This window comes from Chryseobacterium balustinum, assembly GCF_900168205.1.
Lineage (GTDB): Bacteria > Bacteroidota > Bacteroidia > Flavobacteriales > Weeksellaceae > Chryseobacterium > Chryseobacterium balustinum.
In genome coordinates this window covers 50,746-68,148 of record NZ_FUZE01000002.1, presented here as the reverse complement: position 1 = coordinate 68,148, position 17,403 = coordinate 50,746, and the positions used below count along the sequence as shown (strand labels likewise).

Below are 17,403 nucleotides of genomic sequence, written 5' to 3'. Positions count from 1 at the left end.
TTAGGTGAGCGTTTTTGCTCAACCTATAAAAGATTGTCCTGCCAGAGGGACGTTTTAGACCCCAGAAATTTTGGGCAGACAAATATGCAGCCATATTTACTTCTCTTGAAATCAGTTTGCCTCGTCGGGCGGGCTTTTGGAGTAAACTAAAACAGGATGGGACAAATGTGTCTTTTTTTATATCAAAATCTATTACGAAGAGAATAATGTGCTTTAATCTTTTTCAAAAACTTTAAATTCAGTTCTGATTAAATCTAAAAGTTCTTTGAAAGAAAGCAGCTCATCTACGTTTGGATATTTTTCTAAATATGATTCAGGGTTATAGTAGTTAAATTGGTTTTCTGCTTTTCCACGTTTAATTTGTACGTAAAAAGATTGACCGTCAAGTACAGAAAGTCTTGAGGTTGAAGAATATATTTCACCATCCTCAATTTGATAGGTTTTATTTATTTTTTTTAATTTGTACTCAAAAGCTTCCCATTTTGGAAGATGAATAATATTAGTATCCAAAAACTGTAGCCATAACATCTCAAAATTTTTCAGAGAATTTAATTTTGATTTTCTTGTCCAAATTTTAACTTCATCTTTATTATTTGTTCTAGCAACTGTATTATAAACTTCGGCTTTCCAATTTTCCTTCTTATCCTCATAAAATCTGAAAAGCTCTAAACCTGTTGAGGTTCCGTATTTTTTATAAACGCGGATTTCCTTTTCATGAAATTTAAGGTTTTCGATTTTTAAAATTTTATCGTATTCAATATTTTGCTGTGCAGGCAAAAAATTAAAAGAAACAAATAAAATAAAGAGTAAATATTTCATAAAGACTATCAATTATTGAAGACTAAAGTAGGTTTTTTATTCCAAAATCATATTCTGTTGTACAGCGATGTGTACAAGCTCAGCAGAATTTTTAGCACCAAACTTTTGCAATAAATTTTTACGGTGGGTATCTACGGTTAAAGGACTTAAAAAAAGCTCGTCTGCAATTTCATTGCTTGTTTTTCCTTTTGCTAAAAACTGGAGAATCTGCTTTTCACGTTTTGTTAGACGTGGAGTAGTGGTCAATTCCTGTGGCGAAGGTTTACTGATGATATTTTTAGTTTCATTACAAAAAACAATATTTCCGGAAAGCGCGCCATGAAAACATTTCATCAATTCTTCCAAAGAAACATTTTTCAATAAATAACCGCTTGCTCCGTTCTGAATACACTGCATGATAATGCTTCTTTCAGAACGGTTACTAAACATAATGACGGATGTATTCGGAGAAATTTTCTTGATTTCTTCACATAGCTGAATTCCGCTGATGTCTGGCAGAGAAATATCGAGTAGAATAATATCTACTTCATTAGATTTAATAAATTGAATGACCTCACCACCATTGGTAAATGTTTTTGAAATGTGAAAAAAAGGTTTGTCAGATAACATGATTTTCAACCCTTCAATAACGATAGGATGGTCATCTACAATGACGATGTTGATTTTATGAGATTGCATGCGTGTTGAGTTCTATATTAATTGCCGTTCCTTCATGATCAGAATTGATTTCCATTTTGCCTTTTAAATAATCGACACGGGTTTTTAGATTATGAAGTCCCATACTTTTGGTTGGTGAAGAATCTTGTGAGAAACCTTTACCATCATCTTCAATTGTAATTAAAAACACGTCATTCGACTGAGAGCATTGAAGTAGGATATTTTCGGCTTCTGAATGTTTCACAGCATTAGCCAAAATTTCCTGTACAATCCTGAAAATATTAATCTGAACTGGCAAAGGAAGCCTTGAATTGATATCAATAGGCTGAAAGTCAATATGTAGACCTTTTCTGGTGTAAAATTCTGAAAGGTCTTTTAAAGCAGTTTCTAAACCAAATTTTAAAAGAGATTCCGGTATCAGATTTCTGGCAATATTTCTGAGCTCGGTTACCGAATGATCCAGCTGATTTAAAATTCCGTTGAAGTTTTGTTTGTTTTCTGGTTCTAAATTTTGTGAAGCCCACGCTGAAAAATTTATTTTTACTCCGGCAAGCATTCCTCCAAGTCCGTCGTGAAGGTCTTTTCCTACTCTTTCTCTTTCTTTTTCTTCACCTTCCAGAATGGCTTTTGTTATTTTCAATTCTTCCTGTTGAGCGATTTCTTTAAGCTTTTGAGAATGGTTGATTTCCTTTTCTTTGGCTAATTTTTTAGTGTAAAAATAAATCGAAATAATTAAAATAAGAAGGAATAATGATGCAAAAACCAATAACCATAAATATTGATTTTTCTTGTTGATCTCCAGTTCTTTTTGCGCTTTCTCAGTGTTGAGGTTGGCAATTTCTTTTTGCTTTTCTGCAGTTCTGAATTTAGTTTCCAGTGTATTGAGTTCCAGCTTTACATTTTCAGAATTTAAGCTGTCATTTAATTTTGAATATTTCTTTTCCCAGACCAAAGCCTCTTTAAGATTTCCCATTTGCTCATTAAGGCTCGAAAGCTGGTTGTAGAAAGTTTTTCTGTTGTTTGCATCAATGATAAGCGTCTTTTCGGATAAGATATTTTCCAGAACATTTTTCGCTTCATTCAGTTTATTCTGTTTCCTTAAAATATCATATTTATTCATGTAAAACATCTGAGTTAACAGATTTTGGTGGGATCTTTTAGCATAAACCAAACCTTTTTCAATCATTGGAAGTGCTTCTTCATTTTTCTGTTTAGTTATAAAGTAAAGGGTTTTTCCATAATAGAAAGAAGCATTTGCAGAAGACTCCGGATAAGGCTGAATGAGTTTTTCGGCTTTGTCCAAATATTTTTTTGCCTCGTCACCTTTTGCCTGATAACAAAAATTACTTGCAGTGTTTAGGTAAGCAAAAAACAATTCCGGAGAGTGAGGTGCATTTTTTTCTAATATTTTGATGGCTTTTGTGTTGTATTCAAAAGCTTTTGCAAACTCGGCGTTATACGTAAGAATGATGGCTAGCTGAGAATAGAATTGTCCTAAAGTTTTATGATGCTTATATTTTTCAATCTGCGGAATGCTTTTTTCAACTAGAATTTTCACCAAAAAAGGATAGCCTTCTTTGTTTTTCTGGGTTACACCGTAACTGTACCATGATGAAGCAATAAAAAAATCAGATTCTTCAATTTTAATTTTAGAAAATTCTTGTATGGCTTTTTGAAATGAGACTGCTGCTTTTTCTTTGTTGCTTTCTAAAAAATGCCAACCTTCATAATAATGATATTTCGCTGTATTTAAAGGTGTTTTCGCACTTAAAGCTTTCCCTTTTTCTAAATAACTTTTACTTAAAAGTGAGTCTGTATTTTTATAAAAGTTTGATAATAAGAAATATGAATTCGCTTTGGCATTGTTGTCAACCTTGCTGTTTACAACCGTTTTCAGACTGTCTGAATAGGCTTTCTCATTAAGCGGAATGAGTTGCTGCGAGTGTATATAAGTAGATAAAAAAACACAGATGGTGATAAGGTGGTTCTTCATTGTCTCAATTTCATTATTTAAAATAAAACTCCACAATTTAGTGAAAAATTCAGAATTGAAAAATACCTAAAATTAGGTAGAATATTTTCCTTAATTCTAAGGATTGCTTGCCTTTTCAGACAGTCATAGTTTTGCAGGTACTAAATCAGAAAGATTACAAATTAAAATTAACAGTAATATTTAACAAGAGAAATTATGAAAAAAATGAAATTGAAAAACGTATTGAAAGGCTCATTTGTAATGGTGATGGCGGCGTTGGTTTTTGGCTTTGTAACATCTTGCAGCAATAATGATGACGATGACAATATTCCTGGAACCAACAAAACACATAAAGTAGTTTTCAAAGCAGAAGCATCTGCAGGAAGTAATATTGAGATCGCTGTTTACGGAATTGATGGAAACCCTACCACTGCAACCAGCTTAAGCGGAACAACATGGTCGAGCCCGGAAATTACTACTGAAGCGGGAGCAATGAGCGCAAATGTTGCAATAAATGCAGTAGGAGCGAGTACTTCATCTACTTTGAAGGTTCAAATTTGGGTAGATGGTGAGCTTAAGAAAGAAGGAACTTCAAGCGGACAGTATTTATCTGCTTCAGCAAGTCATACATTCTAATATAACCCTATGATGAAAAAAAGTCCGGCTCAATTTTGAGTCGGACTTTTTTTTGGTGGGACAAATCATATTCTTTCATAGCCATTAACGAAAATAGTTCTATAAAACACAGAACTGAAAAATATCTAAAATAGGGTAGAATATTTTTTTTAAATTTGAGGATTGACAGTATTTTTAGTCTATAATATCTTTGCGGATTCTAAATCAAGGAGATTCCGAAAAATATTAACAAAATAAATTTATGAAAAAAATAAAATTGAATCAGGTATTTAAAGGAGTATTTGTTGCTTTAATAACAGTAATGGTTTTGAGTCTTGTTGAATCTTGTCGCAAAGATAATGATGATACTTCTGAAGATATTAAGACACAAAAAGTAGTCTTCAAGGCAGAGGGGTCATCCGGAGTTAATATCAGTAAAGCCGTTTACGGAATCGACGGAAATCCTATTACCGTAACTGGCTTGAGCGGAACAACATGGACGAGCCCGGAACTCACTGCAGAAGGCGTAGTTTATAATTCTAATGTTGTGGTAAATGCAACAGGAGTTGATGCGGCATCTACTTTGAAAGTTCAGATTTGGGTAGATGGCCAGCTTAAAAAAGAAAGTGTCTCAAGCGGGCTGACTTTATCGGCTTCAACAAGTTATACATTTTAAAAACCATCCACTTTGATAAAAAAATAATCCGACTCAAAAACTGAGTCGGATTATTTTTTATGTTTTTAAGATTAAATCACTTTTACAATAAAGTAACTTTTCTTTCCTTTTTGTAGTAATAAGAATTTACCGTCAATCAAATCGGTTTCATTTGCGGTGTAAACTTCATTGATTTTTTCTTTGTTTACAGAGATTGCATTTCCTTTCAATTCTCTTGTCGCTTCACTTTTAGATTTTAGGAAACCAGATTTTTCAGAAAGCAAATCAACGATATTAATTCCTAAAACATCAGCTTTAGCTACTTCTTTCTGAGGAACTCCATCAAAGATTTCCAGGAAAATTTCCTCATCAAGACTTACCAGATCTTCAGCTGTAGATTTACCAAACAGAATTTCTGAAGCCTTTAAAGCTCTTTCATATTCTTCTCTTCCGTGAACCCAAACCGTAACTTCTTCAGCCAATCTCTTCTGAAGTTTTCTTTCGTGTGGTGCTGTTTTATGGTCTTCAATTAAAGCATCAATTTCTTCTTTTCCTAAGAAAGTGTAGAATTTAATAAATCTTTCAGCATCTGTATCGGTTGCATTCAACCAAAATTGATAGAATTTGTAAGGCGAAGTTTTCTTTTTATCTAACCAATAATTTTCTCCGCTTTCAGACTTTCCGAATTTCGAACCGTCAGCTTTTGTAATTAAAGGAACTGTTAAAGCAAACGCTTCTCCCTGCGCTTTTCTACGGATCAATTCTGTACCTGTGGTGATATTTCCCCATTGGTCAGAACCACCCATCTGAAGTTTTACATTGTTATTCTGATATAAATACAGGAAATCATATCCCTGAATCAATTGATAAGTAAACTCGGTAAAACTCATTCCGTCAACACCTGCTTCCCCCGAAAGTCTTTTCTTTACAGAATCTTTCGCCATCATGTAGTTTACGGTGATGTTTTTCCCTACATTTTTAGCAAAATCAAGGAAAGAAATTTTCTTCATCCAGTCGTAATTGTTGACCAATTCAGCTTTGTTGGTTTCATTTCCATCAAAATTTAAAAATCTTGAAAGTTGGTTTTGTAAACAGTCCACATAGTGTAAAAGGGTTGCTTCATCCAAAAGATTTCTCTCTGCAGATTTTCCTGAAGGGTCACCAATCATTCCTGTTGCACCACCTACCAAAGCGATTGGTTTATGGCCATGTTGCTGAAAATGAGCCAAAATTTTGATCTGAATAAGACTTCCGATATGTAAAGAATCTGCGGTAGGATCAAAACCGATATAGGCAGTTGTCATTTCCTTATTCAGTTGTTCATCTGTTCCGGGCATCATATCGGCAAAAAGCCCACGCCATTTCAGTTCTTCAATAAAAGAGTTCATTATTTTTTTCAGTTTAAAATTTAATACGCAAAGATAAGAAAATCACTTGAGTTTCGGGTTTCGAGTTTCGTGTTACTAATGTGGAAATATCATATTTGTAATTTTAAACTCGGAACTCTTAATACGTATCTCTTTTGTTTTTTACTTAAATTCAATTATATTTGTTAGTAATGAAAGACGAGCAATTATTTCCTCTCATCCAAAAAGCAAAGGAAAAAGACCAGAAAGCACAAACTAAACTGATCAATGTTTTTTGGTTGGATGTTTTCTCTTTTGTGATGAAGAAAGTACATGACGAAAATGATGCAGATGAAATTACCGTAAATGTTTTTTCAAAAGTTTTATCGAAACTCGATCTATACGATCCTCATTTTCAGTTTAAAACCTGGATTCTAACGATTGCTCAAAACACAATTATCGATTTCTGGCGCAGGAAAAGCCGTGAAAATCAAGATCCTACCGAAAATCTGGATGAAGTAAAAAATCATTATGCAAAATCTCCGGAAGAACTGATGATTTCTGATGAAGAGCAGCAAAAGATAATTAAAACGATTGAGTCTTTAGATGTTAACTACCAAGACATTATAAAATTAAGATTCTTTGAAGAAAAAAGCATCAAAGAAATTGCCGAGGAGCTTGGGATTTCTGTTGCCAACACGAAAGTTCGTGTAATGAGAGCGAAAAAAGTTTTAGCAGAATTGCTGAAAAATAATGAGTTTGAAGATAATTAATGAGCCTTGTCAATGTTCAAAACCTTGACAAGGCTTTTCCGAAAAATGCTTACAAATAAACATCCTCCTTCGTTTTAGGAAGAATAATTTTTCTTTGCTTCTCCTGATTTCTGTTTTGAAGATTAATTTTCATTCCTTTTTTAATGAAAATTTCATTTTTAGATTTTCCGTATTCTTTAGTATTTACAACTTCTTTATTAAAAATTAGTTTTCCGGTTGAAAGATTAAAATCTACGGTAGTCCAATATTCTTCAGGTTTTCCGCCTTCTGAAGAAAATCCTATTAATTCGAAATGTCCGTTTTGAAATCTGTATTTATCTGTGCCTCCCCATTTCCAGCTGCTTCCTCCATAATGAGTGATGTTTAAAATACCATTTTCAATGGTTGTGCTCATATAAGGATCACCCATCATTCCACCATCTTTACTTCTTAAAATTGCCTTTCTGGATTTTTCTAAAACTGTCCATTTATTATTAATTTTCTTCAAAATCTGGATCTCTCGAATGTCTCCATAATCATTGTTAGATGCAATATCATAAACAATTACTTTCTCCGGAATTTTATCACCATCCAAATCTCCGTCAACAGTTTCATTAACTGTAGAACCTTTTGGTTGGAATTCTTTTTGAGCAAAGCAAAATGTACTGAAAATAATGGATAGAAAGCAAACTGTAGTCTTCATAACAAATATTGAATCTTAAAATTACAAAATTATCTGTTTCATCAATGTCTGTCTTTGATTGTTTCGATAAAAAAATCACTAACTTTGAACCTCAATTTGAGAGATAAATGGAGAATTTAGTTCAAGATACTACCGTTCAAAAACCAAAATGGATTCGTGTAAAACTTCCTACCGGAAAGAATTACAGAGAATTAAGAACTTTGGTTGATAAATATAAATTAAATACAATTTGCCAAAGCGGAAGCTGCCCAAATATGGGTGAATGCTGGGGAGAAGGAACGGCAACTTTCATGATCTTAGGGAATATCTGCACCAGAAGTTGTGGATTTTGCGGCGTAAAAACCGGAAAACCAATGGATGTAAACTGGGATGAACCTGAAAAAGTAGCCCGTTCAATTAAATTAATGAAGATCAAACACGCTGTTTTAACTTCTGTTGACCGTGACGATTTGAAAGATATGGGTTCTATTCTTTGGGGTGAAACCGTAAATGCAGTAAGAAGAATTTCTCCGGGAACAACGATGGAAACTTTGATCCCAGACTTTCAAGGTTTGACAAAACATCTTGACAGAATGATCGATGTTGCTCCTGAAGTAATTTCTCACAACATGGAAACGGTAAAACGTTTGACAAGAGAAGTGAGAATTCAGGCTAAATATGAAAGAAGTCTTGAAGTTTTAAGATATTTAAAAGAAGCCGGACAAAACAGAACAAAAACCGGATTAATGCTTGGTTTAGGTGAAAATAGGGATGAGGTTTTCCAGACTATTGAAGACATCAGAAACGCCAATGTTGACGTTATTACAATGGGACAATATTTGCAGCCAACAAAGAAACATCTTCCTGTGAAAAAATTCATTACGCCTGAAGAGTTCGATGAATTTGGAGATTTTGCTAGAAGTTTAGGTTTCAGACATGTTGAAAGTTCGCCTCTTGTAAGAAGTTCTTACCACGCAGAAAAACATATTCATTAAAAACATATAAAATCCGTCTCACAAGTAAAATGTGAGACGGATTTTTTTTGAATTAATTTATAACCATAAAAAAACCGCTCATTACTGAACGGTTTTTGAATATTTTAAATACTGATTACCAGATTTTAATTCTGTCTTCCGGTTTTTTGTATAATTTGTCACCAGGTTTCACATCGAATGCTTTATAGAATGCATCAACATTCATTAAAGGCGCGAAACTTCTGAAATATCCAGGAGAATGCGGATCTGTTTTCACTTGGTTTACCATATACTTTTCACTAGATAAAGTTCTCCAAACGGTTGCCCAACTTAAGAAGAATCTCTGATCTTGTGTGTAACCACTGATTGTTCCAGGGTTTCCTTTATCTTTTAAATACATTTGCAGTGCATCATAAGCAATGTTTACACCACCTAGATCTGCGATGTTTTCACCGTTTGTGAAAGTTCCGTTTACGAAAGTTCCTTTTACTGGCTCATATTTATCGTATTGAGCAGCCAAAGCTTTTGTTGCTTTTTCGAAGTTGGCTTTGTCTTCCGGAGTCCACCAGTCTACTAAATTACCGTCTGCATCAAACTGTGCCCCTGAATCATCAAATCCGTGAGAAATTTCGTGACCGATAACGGCACCAATTCCACCAAAATTAACAGCAGCATCCGCTTTAGGATTAAAGAATGGCGGTTGAAGAATTGCAGCAGGGAAAACGATTTCGTTATATACCGGGTTGTAATAAGCATTTACAGTTTGTGGCGTCATTCCCCATTCTGTTTTATCTACTGGTTTTCCAATCTTTGCTAAATCTTTATTGTATTGCCACTCAGAAACATTCTGAAGGTTTGCATATAGATTTCCACCTTTAGATTCAGGAATGATATTTAATTTAGAATAATCTTTCCATGTATCAGGATAAGCAACTTTTACAGTAAATTTATTCAATTTAGTCATTGCTTTTTCCTTAGTTGTAGCAGACATCCACGTTAAACCATTGATGTGAACTGCAAAACTTTTCTTTAAGTAATCGATCAACTCAACCATCTGAGCTTTTGCTTCAGCCGGGAAGTATTTTTCAACATATAATTTACCGAAAGCCTCACCCAAAGAACCGTTGATCAACTCAAAACCTCTTTTGTTTAAAGCTCTCTGCTCTTGCTGACCTCTTAAATATTTACCATAAAAAGCAAATTTAGCATCTCCTAATTTTTCACTTAAATAAGAAGCGCTTCCGCTGATCATGTGGAATTTTAAATAATCTTTGATCACAGGAAGTGTTTTCGCATTCACCAACTGATCAAAGTTTTTATAATATCCTAATTCACCGATGATCACTTTATCGGTATCTACCCCAACTTTTTTAAGGTAAGCCGGAAGATCTACATTTTTAACCAAAGCTTTAAGCTCTGCCATTGTTTTAGGATTATACTGAAGTGTATTATCACGGCTTTGCTCATTCGTTAGTAAATGTTTCGCAATGCTTTTTTCATAATCTACAATACCTTTTGCAGCTGCATCAGCGTTTTTGTAACCTAATTCTTTCAACATAGAAGCTACATACTTCTGATATTCTGCAAGAGCTTCAGTATTTTTAGCATCTACTTTTTGATAGTAATCTCTACCCATTCCTAATGAAGCATCACCAAGGTAAACTGCATTCATATTAGAATCTTTAAGATCAGCATAAACACCCCATCCGTAGAAATTATTTTCTCCGTCTTTGGTAACTGAAGTCAAATAATTCTGAAGATCATTAAGATTTTTGATTGCATCAATTTTGTTGATGTTTTCTTGAATAGGCTTGATTCCGTCTGTATTTCTCTTCTCCATATTCATGTACGTTGCGTACAGATCCTGGATTTTTTTACCTTCACTTCCTTCTGCGAATTTATCTTTCAGAAGAGAGTTTAAAATCGTCATTGAATTGTTATCGGTATCATCTGCCAATTTGTTGAAACTTCCCCAAGTTGGTTTGTCAGAAGGGATTTTTGCAGTTTTCATCCAGGTTCCACTCACATAATTGTAAAAATCATCTTGTGGACGAACAGATTTATCCATCAAACTGATGTCTAAACCATTATCTGCTGTAGTTGCTGTTTTGGTTGATTTAGTCTGAGCGTTCAACGTATTTTGTGAACAAACCCCTGCTAATAAAAACAAAGAAAGTGTTAATTTTTTCATTGTAATAATAATTTACACAATATGTATATTAAATTTAAATTTTGTTACGGTAAAGTTAATTTATTTTGTGAATTGAATTTTTATTGATTAATTAAAATCCCTACCAAATCCTGAATGATTTTCTGAGAGACAAAATAAATAAAATCCTGCCTGTCTAAATGCGGCATATACAATTTAAAAGTTTGAGATTCGTTTTTCACTTTTATCGTGTAATAAACCAATCCTACCTCTTTTCCATCTTCGCCTTTTCCAGGTCCTGCAACTCCAGTTGTAGAAAGAGAAATATCTGTTTTAAATAAATTTTGGCAACCGTCTGCCATTTCGCGTGCAACTTCTTCGCTTACCACCGTAAAACGTTCAATAATCCCTTCTGAAACATGTAGAATATCTATCTTTTTCTGCGTTGCGTAAGGTACTATACCACCGATAAAATATTTAGAACTTCCAGGATTTGATGTAATCAAAAGAGATAATTCTCCGCCGGTACAACTTTCAGCCGTTGAAATAGTTAATTTTTTTTCGCTTAAAATTTCACCTAAAATTTTCTCTATTTTATCTTCGGAAGTTGCAATAATGTTTTTTCCAATAATCGGAAATAATTTTTGAATTTCATTTTCCAGCTGAATTTGCAACACATTTTCATCAGGTCCTGTAGCAGTTAATCTCAATTTCACTCTCGTTCCGACAGGAAGATAAGATAAAGCAAGATTTTCAGGTAAAGCAAGTTCCCATTCTTCAATCTCGTCGGCTAAAATACTTTCAGGAATTCCAACTACAGAAACGATTCTTGTAGAAATATAATTAAGATTAAATTTTTCTTTTAAATAAGGAATAATCTGATCTTTTATCAAAGGTTTTACTTCGTACGGAACGCCAGGTAAACTGAAAGAAAGTTTTCCGTTTTGTTGCATCATCATGCACGGTGCCGTTCCATAATGATTTTGAAAAACCGTAGACTTTGTAGGTACAAAAGCCTGTTCACGGTTTCTTTCTAAAATTTCTATGCGACCACGTCTTTCCATATATGCTTTAAGATGTTCGAAAGTAGCTTCATCCAAAGCAATTTCATCATCGAAAAATTCAGCTAGAGCTTTTTTGGTTTTATCATCTCTTGTTGGTCCCAAACCTCCTGTCGTGATGACTAAATCTCCCGTTTCAAAAGCTAACTTTAATGTCTCTTTTATTGTTTCTATTTCGTCTGAAATGGTAATGATCTGAGAAACTTTTATGCCTATATTTTTTAGTTCGGTAGCAATAAAATTTGAATTGGTATCTACAGTATTTCCTGAAAGAATTTCGTCACCAATGGTGATAAGAACTGCGTTTTGCATGCGTTTAATTTTGAATAAATTCCATACAAATGACGTGAAAATCTCTGTAGTGAACAAAAGAAAATGATTTTTTATATCTTTGATTTAAACTGTCTGAAACTATAATAAAGATTATGACTAAATATGATGATGCTTCGTGGCATTATGGTGGAGATTTTCCGGAAGGAATTCCCGAAAAAAACAGCGCTACACACACTGGAATGTTTCTTAACTGGTGTATCAACAACAATTTGCATTCTGATGAATTGAAAGAAGATTGCGAAATCGAAATCGAAAGTCTAAAAAAACGCGAAATAACCGGGGCAGAATTTATTATCGAATCTCTGGACGGAAAGTTTTCTGAATATGATTTGAATGACCTAGGAAACAGTTTTGCCAAAGATTATTATGCTGACGAAACCGATTTTGCTGATAAATTCAGTTCATTTGCTACCGATTACATCAATATTTTTGATACTGTAGCCGAAGAAAAAGATTTTGAATATGAAACTTTTTATCACATTGAAGATACGTACGAAAATTATGATGTGATGAAGCAGATTATCGATTACCGTTTTCAGGAATGGAAGGAGTATAAAAGCTTAAACTAAATAATTCAGTTTGTCATTCTGAACGCAATGAAATGGAGTGAAGAATCTTTTTTTTATTGTAGAGATTCTTCCTTCGTCAGAATGACAAACTGAAGACTAAATTATTTCGAGATTGCTTTCTTGTCTAACTTCTCGCAATGATTAATTATGTTTTACCCAAATTAAATCATCGGTATTATAGCCTAATTTCTGCGCTTTTGCTAAGAATCTTTCTTTAATACTGTTTGGGATTTCTTTGTTTCGTGACAGAATCCAGATATATTTTGAGCTGTTTCCTACGACCAAAGCATTTTGATAATCATCATCAATGTCAATCACATTATAGCCTGCCCAAATAGGTTTAAAAAAGGAAACCTTCAGTCTCGCTTCAGATTGATCATTAACGAATCTCGCTTCTCCAATTGACTCTTTCCATTCTTTTTTTACGTAATCATAACCTCTGTTTTGTACTTTAATTGTTCCGTCAGGATTGAGTGAATAATTGGCGGTCACATTATCCATATTTTTCTCAAATTTATAGTCGAAACGGGCAATTTCGTACCATCTACCAAGATATTTTTCTGAATTAAAATTTTTGACTGCCGTTGCGCCTTTTGGAATTCCAACCGAGCAGGAATTGAACATTAAAAGTCCGATAATACCTAATGAAACAGGAATGGCTATTTTGTGTAAGTTTTTCATAATATTGTAATTGTGTATGATGAAAATTCAAAAATGATGCCTTTCAATGTAATTGCAGCATCGAATTGCAGCAGCCCGACTTGAACGGAGCTCTTTTTGTGAAACAAAAAAGCGGGAGTGGAAGGCGGAAAAGCTGCCATAAAAATCAAGAAAAAACTTTCAGAAACTGTTCTTTAAAACTTCCTGAAACTTCAATTTCGGAGTTATCAGACAAAGTTGCCGTTCCACTTTTATGATACGATTTTACAAAATGGGTATTGATAATGTGTGATCGGTGAACTCTAACGAAAGGATTTTCAAGCAAGTCATCAAAATGCTTTAAAAACCTGCAAACCATCTTCTTTGAACCGTCTGTAAGATAAACCTGCGTAAAATTTCCATCAGCCTGAAGTCTTACAATGTCCTCCGTTTTTACGACGTCAAAACCTTGTAATGTCGGGAGAATCAACTGTTGTTTTTCGGGTTTTAATTTTAAATTTTCGAGGAGGATTTTGTTTCGGTTTAACTCGTCTTTCTTTTCAATACTTTCTGCCACTTTATTCACTGCTAAAATCAATTCCTGAATATCGATGGGTTTTAAAATATAATAACTCGCAGATTTGTTTAAAGCCTGCAAAGAATATTGCGAAAATGCCGTGATAAAAATAGTTTCGTACGAGAACTCTTTCGTTGCTTCCAACACATCAAAAGCATTTCCGAAAGGCATTTCTACATCCAAAAAAACCAGTTGCGGCTGCATCTCTGCGATCAGAGGAACAGCATCTTTTATATTTTCAGCTTCTCCCAGAATCTCGATTTGCGGACAGTATTTTGTGAGATAATTCCTCAGAACTTCTCTTGCAATTTTTTCGTCGTCTACGATTACTGATTTTATTTTCATCTTATTAGGTTTTAGGTTGCAGATTGTAGGAAGCAGGATTTATTTGTAAACAGATTTATTAAATTTCAAGGTTTTATTCGAAATTTTTGAAGTTTTATCTTCGGTACATTCTCCACTGACCTCTTTACTTATTATATGATTACTTTCAGTTTTAATTTTAAGATTGTTAAAACCATTCGTTTTCACTTGATCAACAATAATGACCGAATTATCTTTGTCAAATTCTCCTGAACAATTCATATCCCATTCGCCGCTGTATGTTTTCAAATTATAACCATCAAGAACTTTTTGCAAAGTTTTGCCTTCGGGATAATACAATGAAATATCGGAAGAAGAGTATGGATTGGGTCTGCTGCTGCCGTGATAATTGGCAGTAATTCCAAAAGCCCGAATGTTGGAATTTAGCTTATAAAGTCCTGTATCTATTGTAAAACTATCCAACATGATAGCATCAGATCCGAACTCTGTATCATCAATATATTTGCTATTGATTTTTCCCTGAACATCGGTAATTAGTATCGTATTTTTTACAGAAAATCCATCAGCTTCAAGTTTCCCCAACAAAACAGGCACTACAATAATATAAGAATCTTGAATGTTGGGCATTTTCTTTTCAGTGTAGAGTTCATTGTGAACCTCAGAAGAATTAAGTTGTAATTGTTTCAAAACAACTCCATATCTCGCATCAGCGTATTGCTGAGCCGACAAAGAAAACGTGATCAATAGCAATAAAAATGCTGCTGTTTTTTTATATAATTCCATCATTTTTTTCTATTAAATTATCATTGAAACCTCAACAAAAACTCCGTTTTCAGAATCTTTTACCGTACAGATAATATTTTTCTTGTACAAATCATTCAGCAGTCTGATTCTTTCCAGAGTATTTTTCATTCCGCGTCCTTCACGTGTTTTTTGGTGTTCTGTTTTTTGCTTTTTGCTTTCTTCTATTCCTATCCCGTTATCTTTAATGGTAATTTTCAGCAAGCCGTTGTTTTTTGTGAATTCTAAACTTAAAAATCCCTTATCTGTTCTGTATCTTAAGCCGTGCCAAACTGCATTTTCCAAAAATGGCTGTATCAACATTCCCGGAACTTTTAGATTTTGAGTATTTAAACTTTCATCCACTTCAATTTCGTAGTCAAATTTATCGGCAAAACGTGTTTTTTCTAAAGCTAAATAATTCTGAAGCAAATCTAATTCCTGCTGAAACGGTATAAAATCTTCACTGGAATTTTCCATGACGCCACGCATTAATTTTGAAAATTTGGTTAAATATTGATTGGCTTCCAGTTCATTATTGGTTGCAATAAAATGATTGACAGAATTTAAACTGTTAAAAATAAAGTGCGGATTCATCTCACGACGAAGCGATTGCAACGCAATTTTTTTGTTTTTAATCTGAACTTTTTTCAGAGTTCTGAAGATGAAAATTATTAAACCCGTCAGTAAAACCAACACTCCAATTAAACTGTAATTGAAAATGTTTTTCTTGCGAATTAGCTCATCTTTCAATTTCTTTTCTTGCAGAAGTTGAGAAATTTTCTGTTCGGTATCTTCAAGGATTTTATTATCAACTAAACTTCTGTCTTTGGAGACCAAATCAGGTAATTTTCCAAGAAAATCGCGATATAATTTCACAGAAGCATCTGTATTTTCTGAAATATTATAAAGACTGTCAAGTTTTTTTACACTTTTCTGCGCTTCAAGAGTATGACCTTTCTGTAAGGCAATGTCATAAGCATTTTTCAACAAAACAATCGCTTCTTTCGGATCATTTTTTTTGATGTAAATTTCTGCCAGTTCCTGAATCTGCTCTACTTTTTTCTGAGAATTTTCCTTAACAAAATTTTCTTTTAAAACAGATTTTTTGGCTTCTATTGCTTTGTCAAAATCTTTATTGTCGACATAAAAATTGGTTAATTTCTGATTGATTGCCAAAGCCTGTTGCGGCGCCTGTTCTTTTGAAATCTGATACGCTGTATTGAGGTTTTCTTCGGCTTTCGGAATATTTTTATTTTCAATATTTACATCTGCCATTTGACTGTAGCTTGCGGCAAGATCTTGTTTATTGTTTTCCTTTTCGCTAATCTGAATATTACTCAGAATAGCATCCGCTTTATTTTCTGGCGCCGGAGAAGAAAGTCTTGACGCGTCATTAGCATTTAAACTTCTTTTTGATTTAGAATATCCAATTTTTGAAGCTTTTTGGTAGTTGCTTTGCGCAGATTTCAGCTTATTTTGATTTTCCTGAGACTGCGCCAGTTTTCGGATTACTTTTTCGAGATTTTGCTTGTCATTAAGCTTTTCGTAGATATTTTTAGATTTTATAAAATACTCTTCACTTTTAGAAAAATTTCTATCATTAAAAAATGTTTCGCCGATATTGTAATAAGATTCGGCTTCTGCAGATTCGTTTTTTGTTTCGACTGCTTTTTTCAGTTTTGACGTTTCTGCTACAACTTCCTGCGTCTCCTTACTTTGCGAATAAAGATTATTCACAGAAATCATAAAAACCAACACAAAAAACCGAACTAAATTCATAAAACAAAGATATACATATATATAGTTTACCCAAAAACTATTCACCAAGTGAAAAGCAACGTTGACCAAGTTGACTTCAAACAGCTTTTAAAAGACGATTAAGTTTGTGATATAATTTAAACTTAATTCTCATGAAAAATTTATCCTATTTAGTTCATTTCGCACTGGTATTTTCAAGTTGCCAGATTTTTTCTCAGACCAAATTAATATCCTACAAAAGCCACAGCGGAGATATGAAATATTTTGAAAAAAGTATTGTGGAAGACCGTTTTAATACAAATTATTCTAATCTTGGAATGAAACCGGAAAGATATGTAACCAACTCAAAATTGGATAGTGTGATTATTATTGATGATAAAAAAAGCGTCATTGTTACTTCTAGCTACTGTAAAATAAGAGGAAACGCAAATCCTGAAAAGTGGAAACCGGGAAGAGATACTGTTTACAATCATCCCGTTTTTTCCCAGGAAAATATAGAAGCTGTAAAAAAAGAATTAAAAAGAGATTACAATTTTCAAAATGATTTAGACAGTACCGTTTTTCTGAAATATGACAAGAAAACGAAAGAATATAAGCCGATTACCTCTAAGAAAGTAATAAAAACGGCTGAAGTAAAAAGTTTTAAATCAAAAGAAGAAATCATGTATTTGCTTGTTTTAAGTATTGCTGTGTTTGCGTCTGTTTTTATTTATAGAAAAAATCGTTAACAGCATTTTT

The 17,403-nt window shown here is 33.4% G+C and carries 17 protein-coding genes; 6 read left to right on the top strand and 11 right to left on the bottom strand.

Features of this window, described 5'->3' with window-relative positions; genetic code table 11:
• Window positions 1–213: 213 nt before the first annotated feature.
• Genes B5X64_RS03885 through B5X64_RS03875 form a run of 3 tightly spaced genes read right to left on the bottom strand, consistent with a single transcriptional unit; the run spans window position 214 to window position 3,469 of the window.
• On the bottom strand, window positions 214–819 hold the full coding sequence (locus B5X64_RS03885) for a hypothetical protein (protein WP_079464009.1): 606 nt from the start codon (window positions 817–819) through the stop codon (window positions 214–216).
• Window positions 820–855: 36 nt separating this feature from the next.
• Window positions 856–1,497, bottom strand: coding sequence for a response regulator transcription factor (locus B5X64_RS03880; RefSeq protein WP_079464008.1), 642 nt, complete (start codon window positions 1,495–1,497; stop codon window positions 856–858).
• Window positions 1,484–3,469: a tetratricopeptide repeat-containing sensor histidine kinase gene (locus tag B5X64_RS03875; protein ID WP_123920951.1), complete on the bottom strand. Its 1,986-nt coding sequence runs from the start codon at window positions 3,467–3,469 to the stop codon at window positions 1,484–1,486. The genes B5X64_RS03880 and B5X64_RS03875 overlap by 14 nt, the downstream gene beginning before the upstream one ends.
• A gap of 195 nt (window positions 3,470–3,664) precedes the next feature.
• Between B5X64_RS03875 and B5X64_RS03870 the strand changes: the two genes are divergently transcribed.
• Together B5X64_RS03870 and B5X64_RS03865 are read left to right on the top strand one after the other, a co-directional pair.
• The gene (locus tag B5X64_RS03870) at window positions 3,665–4,084 is read left to right on the top strand and encodes an MmpS family transport accessory protein (protein WP_079464006.1); all 420 of its coding nucleotides are present in this window, start codon (window positions 3,665–3,667) and stop codon (window positions 4,082–4,084) included.
• A 241-nt stretch (window positions 4,085–4,325) separates the two neighbouring features.
• Window positions 4,326–4,739, top strand: a complete 414-nt coding sequence (locus B5X64_RS03865; RefSeq protein WP_079464005.1) for a hypothetical protein — start codon at window positions 4,326–4,328, stop codon at window positions 4,737–4,739.
• Between the two features lie 71 nt (window positions 4,740–4,810).
• Here the strand turns inward: B5X64_RS03865 and tyrS are convergent, their stop codons facing one another.
• Window positions 4,811–6,106, bottom strand: coding sequence for a tyrosine--tRNA ligase (tyrS, locus tag B5X64_RS03860; protein ID WP_079464004.1), 1,296 nt, complete (start codon window positions 6,104–6,106; stop codon window positions 4,811–4,813).
• A gap of 170 nt (window positions 6,107–6,276) precedes the next feature.
• Between tyrS and B5X64_RS03855 the strand changes: the two genes are divergently transcribed.
• Complete coding sequence (locus tag B5X64_RS03855; RefSeq protein WP_079464003.1) at window positions 6,277–6,837, top strand: RNA polymerase sigma factor; 561 nt, start codon at window positions 6,277–6,279, stop codon at window positions 6,835–6,837.
• A 49-nt stretch (window positions 6,838–6,886) separates the two neighbouring features.
• Here B5X64_RS03855 and B5X64_RS03850 read toward each other — a convergent pair whose 3' ends face one another.
• Window positions 6,887–7,519: a hypothetical protein gene (locus tag B5X64_RS03850; protein ID WP_079464002.1), complete on the bottom strand. Its 633-nt coding sequence runs from the start codon at window positions 7,517–7,519 to the stop codon at window positions 6,887–6,889.
• 107 nt (window positions 7,520–7,626) lie between these two features.
• On the opposite strand from B5X64_RS03850, the gene lipA reads away from it, so the two are divergent.
• Complete coding sequence (gene lipA, locus B5X64_RS03845; RefSeq protein WP_079464001.1) at window positions 7,627–8,493, top strand: lipoyl synthase; 867 nt, start codon at window positions 7,627–7,629, stop codon at window positions 8,491–8,493.
• A 115-nt stretch (window positions 8,494–8,608) separates the two neighbouring features.
• Here the strand turns inward: lipA and B5X64_RS03840 are convergent, their stop codons facing one another.
• Window positions 8,609–10,663: a M13 family metallopeptidase gene (locus B5X64_RS03840; RefSeq protein ID WP_079464000.1), complete on the bottom strand. Its 2,055-nt coding sequence runs from the start codon at window positions 10,661–10,663 to the stop codon at window positions 8,609–8,611.
• A gap of 80 nt (window positions 10,664–10,743) precedes the next feature.
• Window positions 10,744–11,994, bottom strand: a complete 1,251-nt coding sequence (locus tag B5X64_RS03835; RefSeq protein WP_079463999.1) for a CinA family nicotinamide mononucleotide deamidase-related protein — start codon at window positions 11,992–11,994, stop codon at window positions 10,744–10,746.
• Window positions 11,995–12,107: 113 nt separating this feature from the next.
• Between B5X64_RS03835 and B5X64_RS03830 the strand changes: the two genes are divergently transcribed.
• Complete coding sequence (locus B5X64_RS03830) at window positions 12,108–12,584, top strand: DUF7832 domain-containing protein (RefSeq protein WP_079463998.1); 477 nt, start codon at window positions 12,108–12,110, stop codon at window positions 12,582–12,584.
• A gap of 141 nt (window positions 12,585–12,725) precedes the next feature.
• Here the strand turns inward: B5X64_RS03830 and B5X64_RS03825 are convergent, their stop codons facing one another.
• The 4 genes from B5X64_RS03825 to B5X64_RS03810 all read right to left on the bottom strand — a co-directional run bounded on the left by B5X64_RS03825 (window position 12,726) and on the right by B5X64_RS03810 (window position 16,686).
• On the bottom strand, window positions 12,726–13,265 hold the full coding sequence (locus tag B5X64_RS03825; protein ID WP_079463997.1) for a lipocalin family protein: 540 nt from the start codon (window positions 13,263–13,265) through the stop codon (window positions 12,726–12,728).
• A gap of 145 nt (window positions 13,266–13,410) precedes the next feature.
• Complete coding sequence (locus B5X64_RS03820; protein WP_079463996.1) at window positions 13,411–14,145, bottom strand: LytR/AlgR family response regulator transcription factor; 735 nt, start codon at window positions 14,143–14,145, stop codon at window positions 13,411–13,413.
• Window positions 14,146–14,184: 39 nt separating this feature from the next.
• A complete protein-coding gene (locus tag B5X64_RS03815; RefSeq protein ID WP_079463995.1) occupies window positions 14,185–14,910 on the bottom strand; it encodes a PA3715 family protein in 726 nt (241 codons plus the stop codon).
• A 9-nt stretch (window positions 14,911–14,919) separates the two neighbouring features.
• Complete coding sequence (locus B5X64_RS03810; protein WP_079463994.1) at window positions 14,920–16,686, bottom strand: histidine kinase; 1,767 nt, start codon at window positions 16,684–16,686, stop codon at window positions 14,920–14,922.
• Between the two features lie 131 nt (window positions 16,687–16,817).
• Here B5X64_RS03810 and B5X64_RS03805 point away from each other — a divergent pair, with 131 nt between their 5' ends.
• Window positions 16,818–17,393, top strand: coding sequence for a hypothetical protein (locus tag B5X64_RS03805; protein ID WP_079463993.1), 576 nt, complete (start codon window positions 16,818–16,820; stop codon window positions 17,391–17,393).
• Window positions 17,394–17,403: the final 10 nt, after the last annotated feature.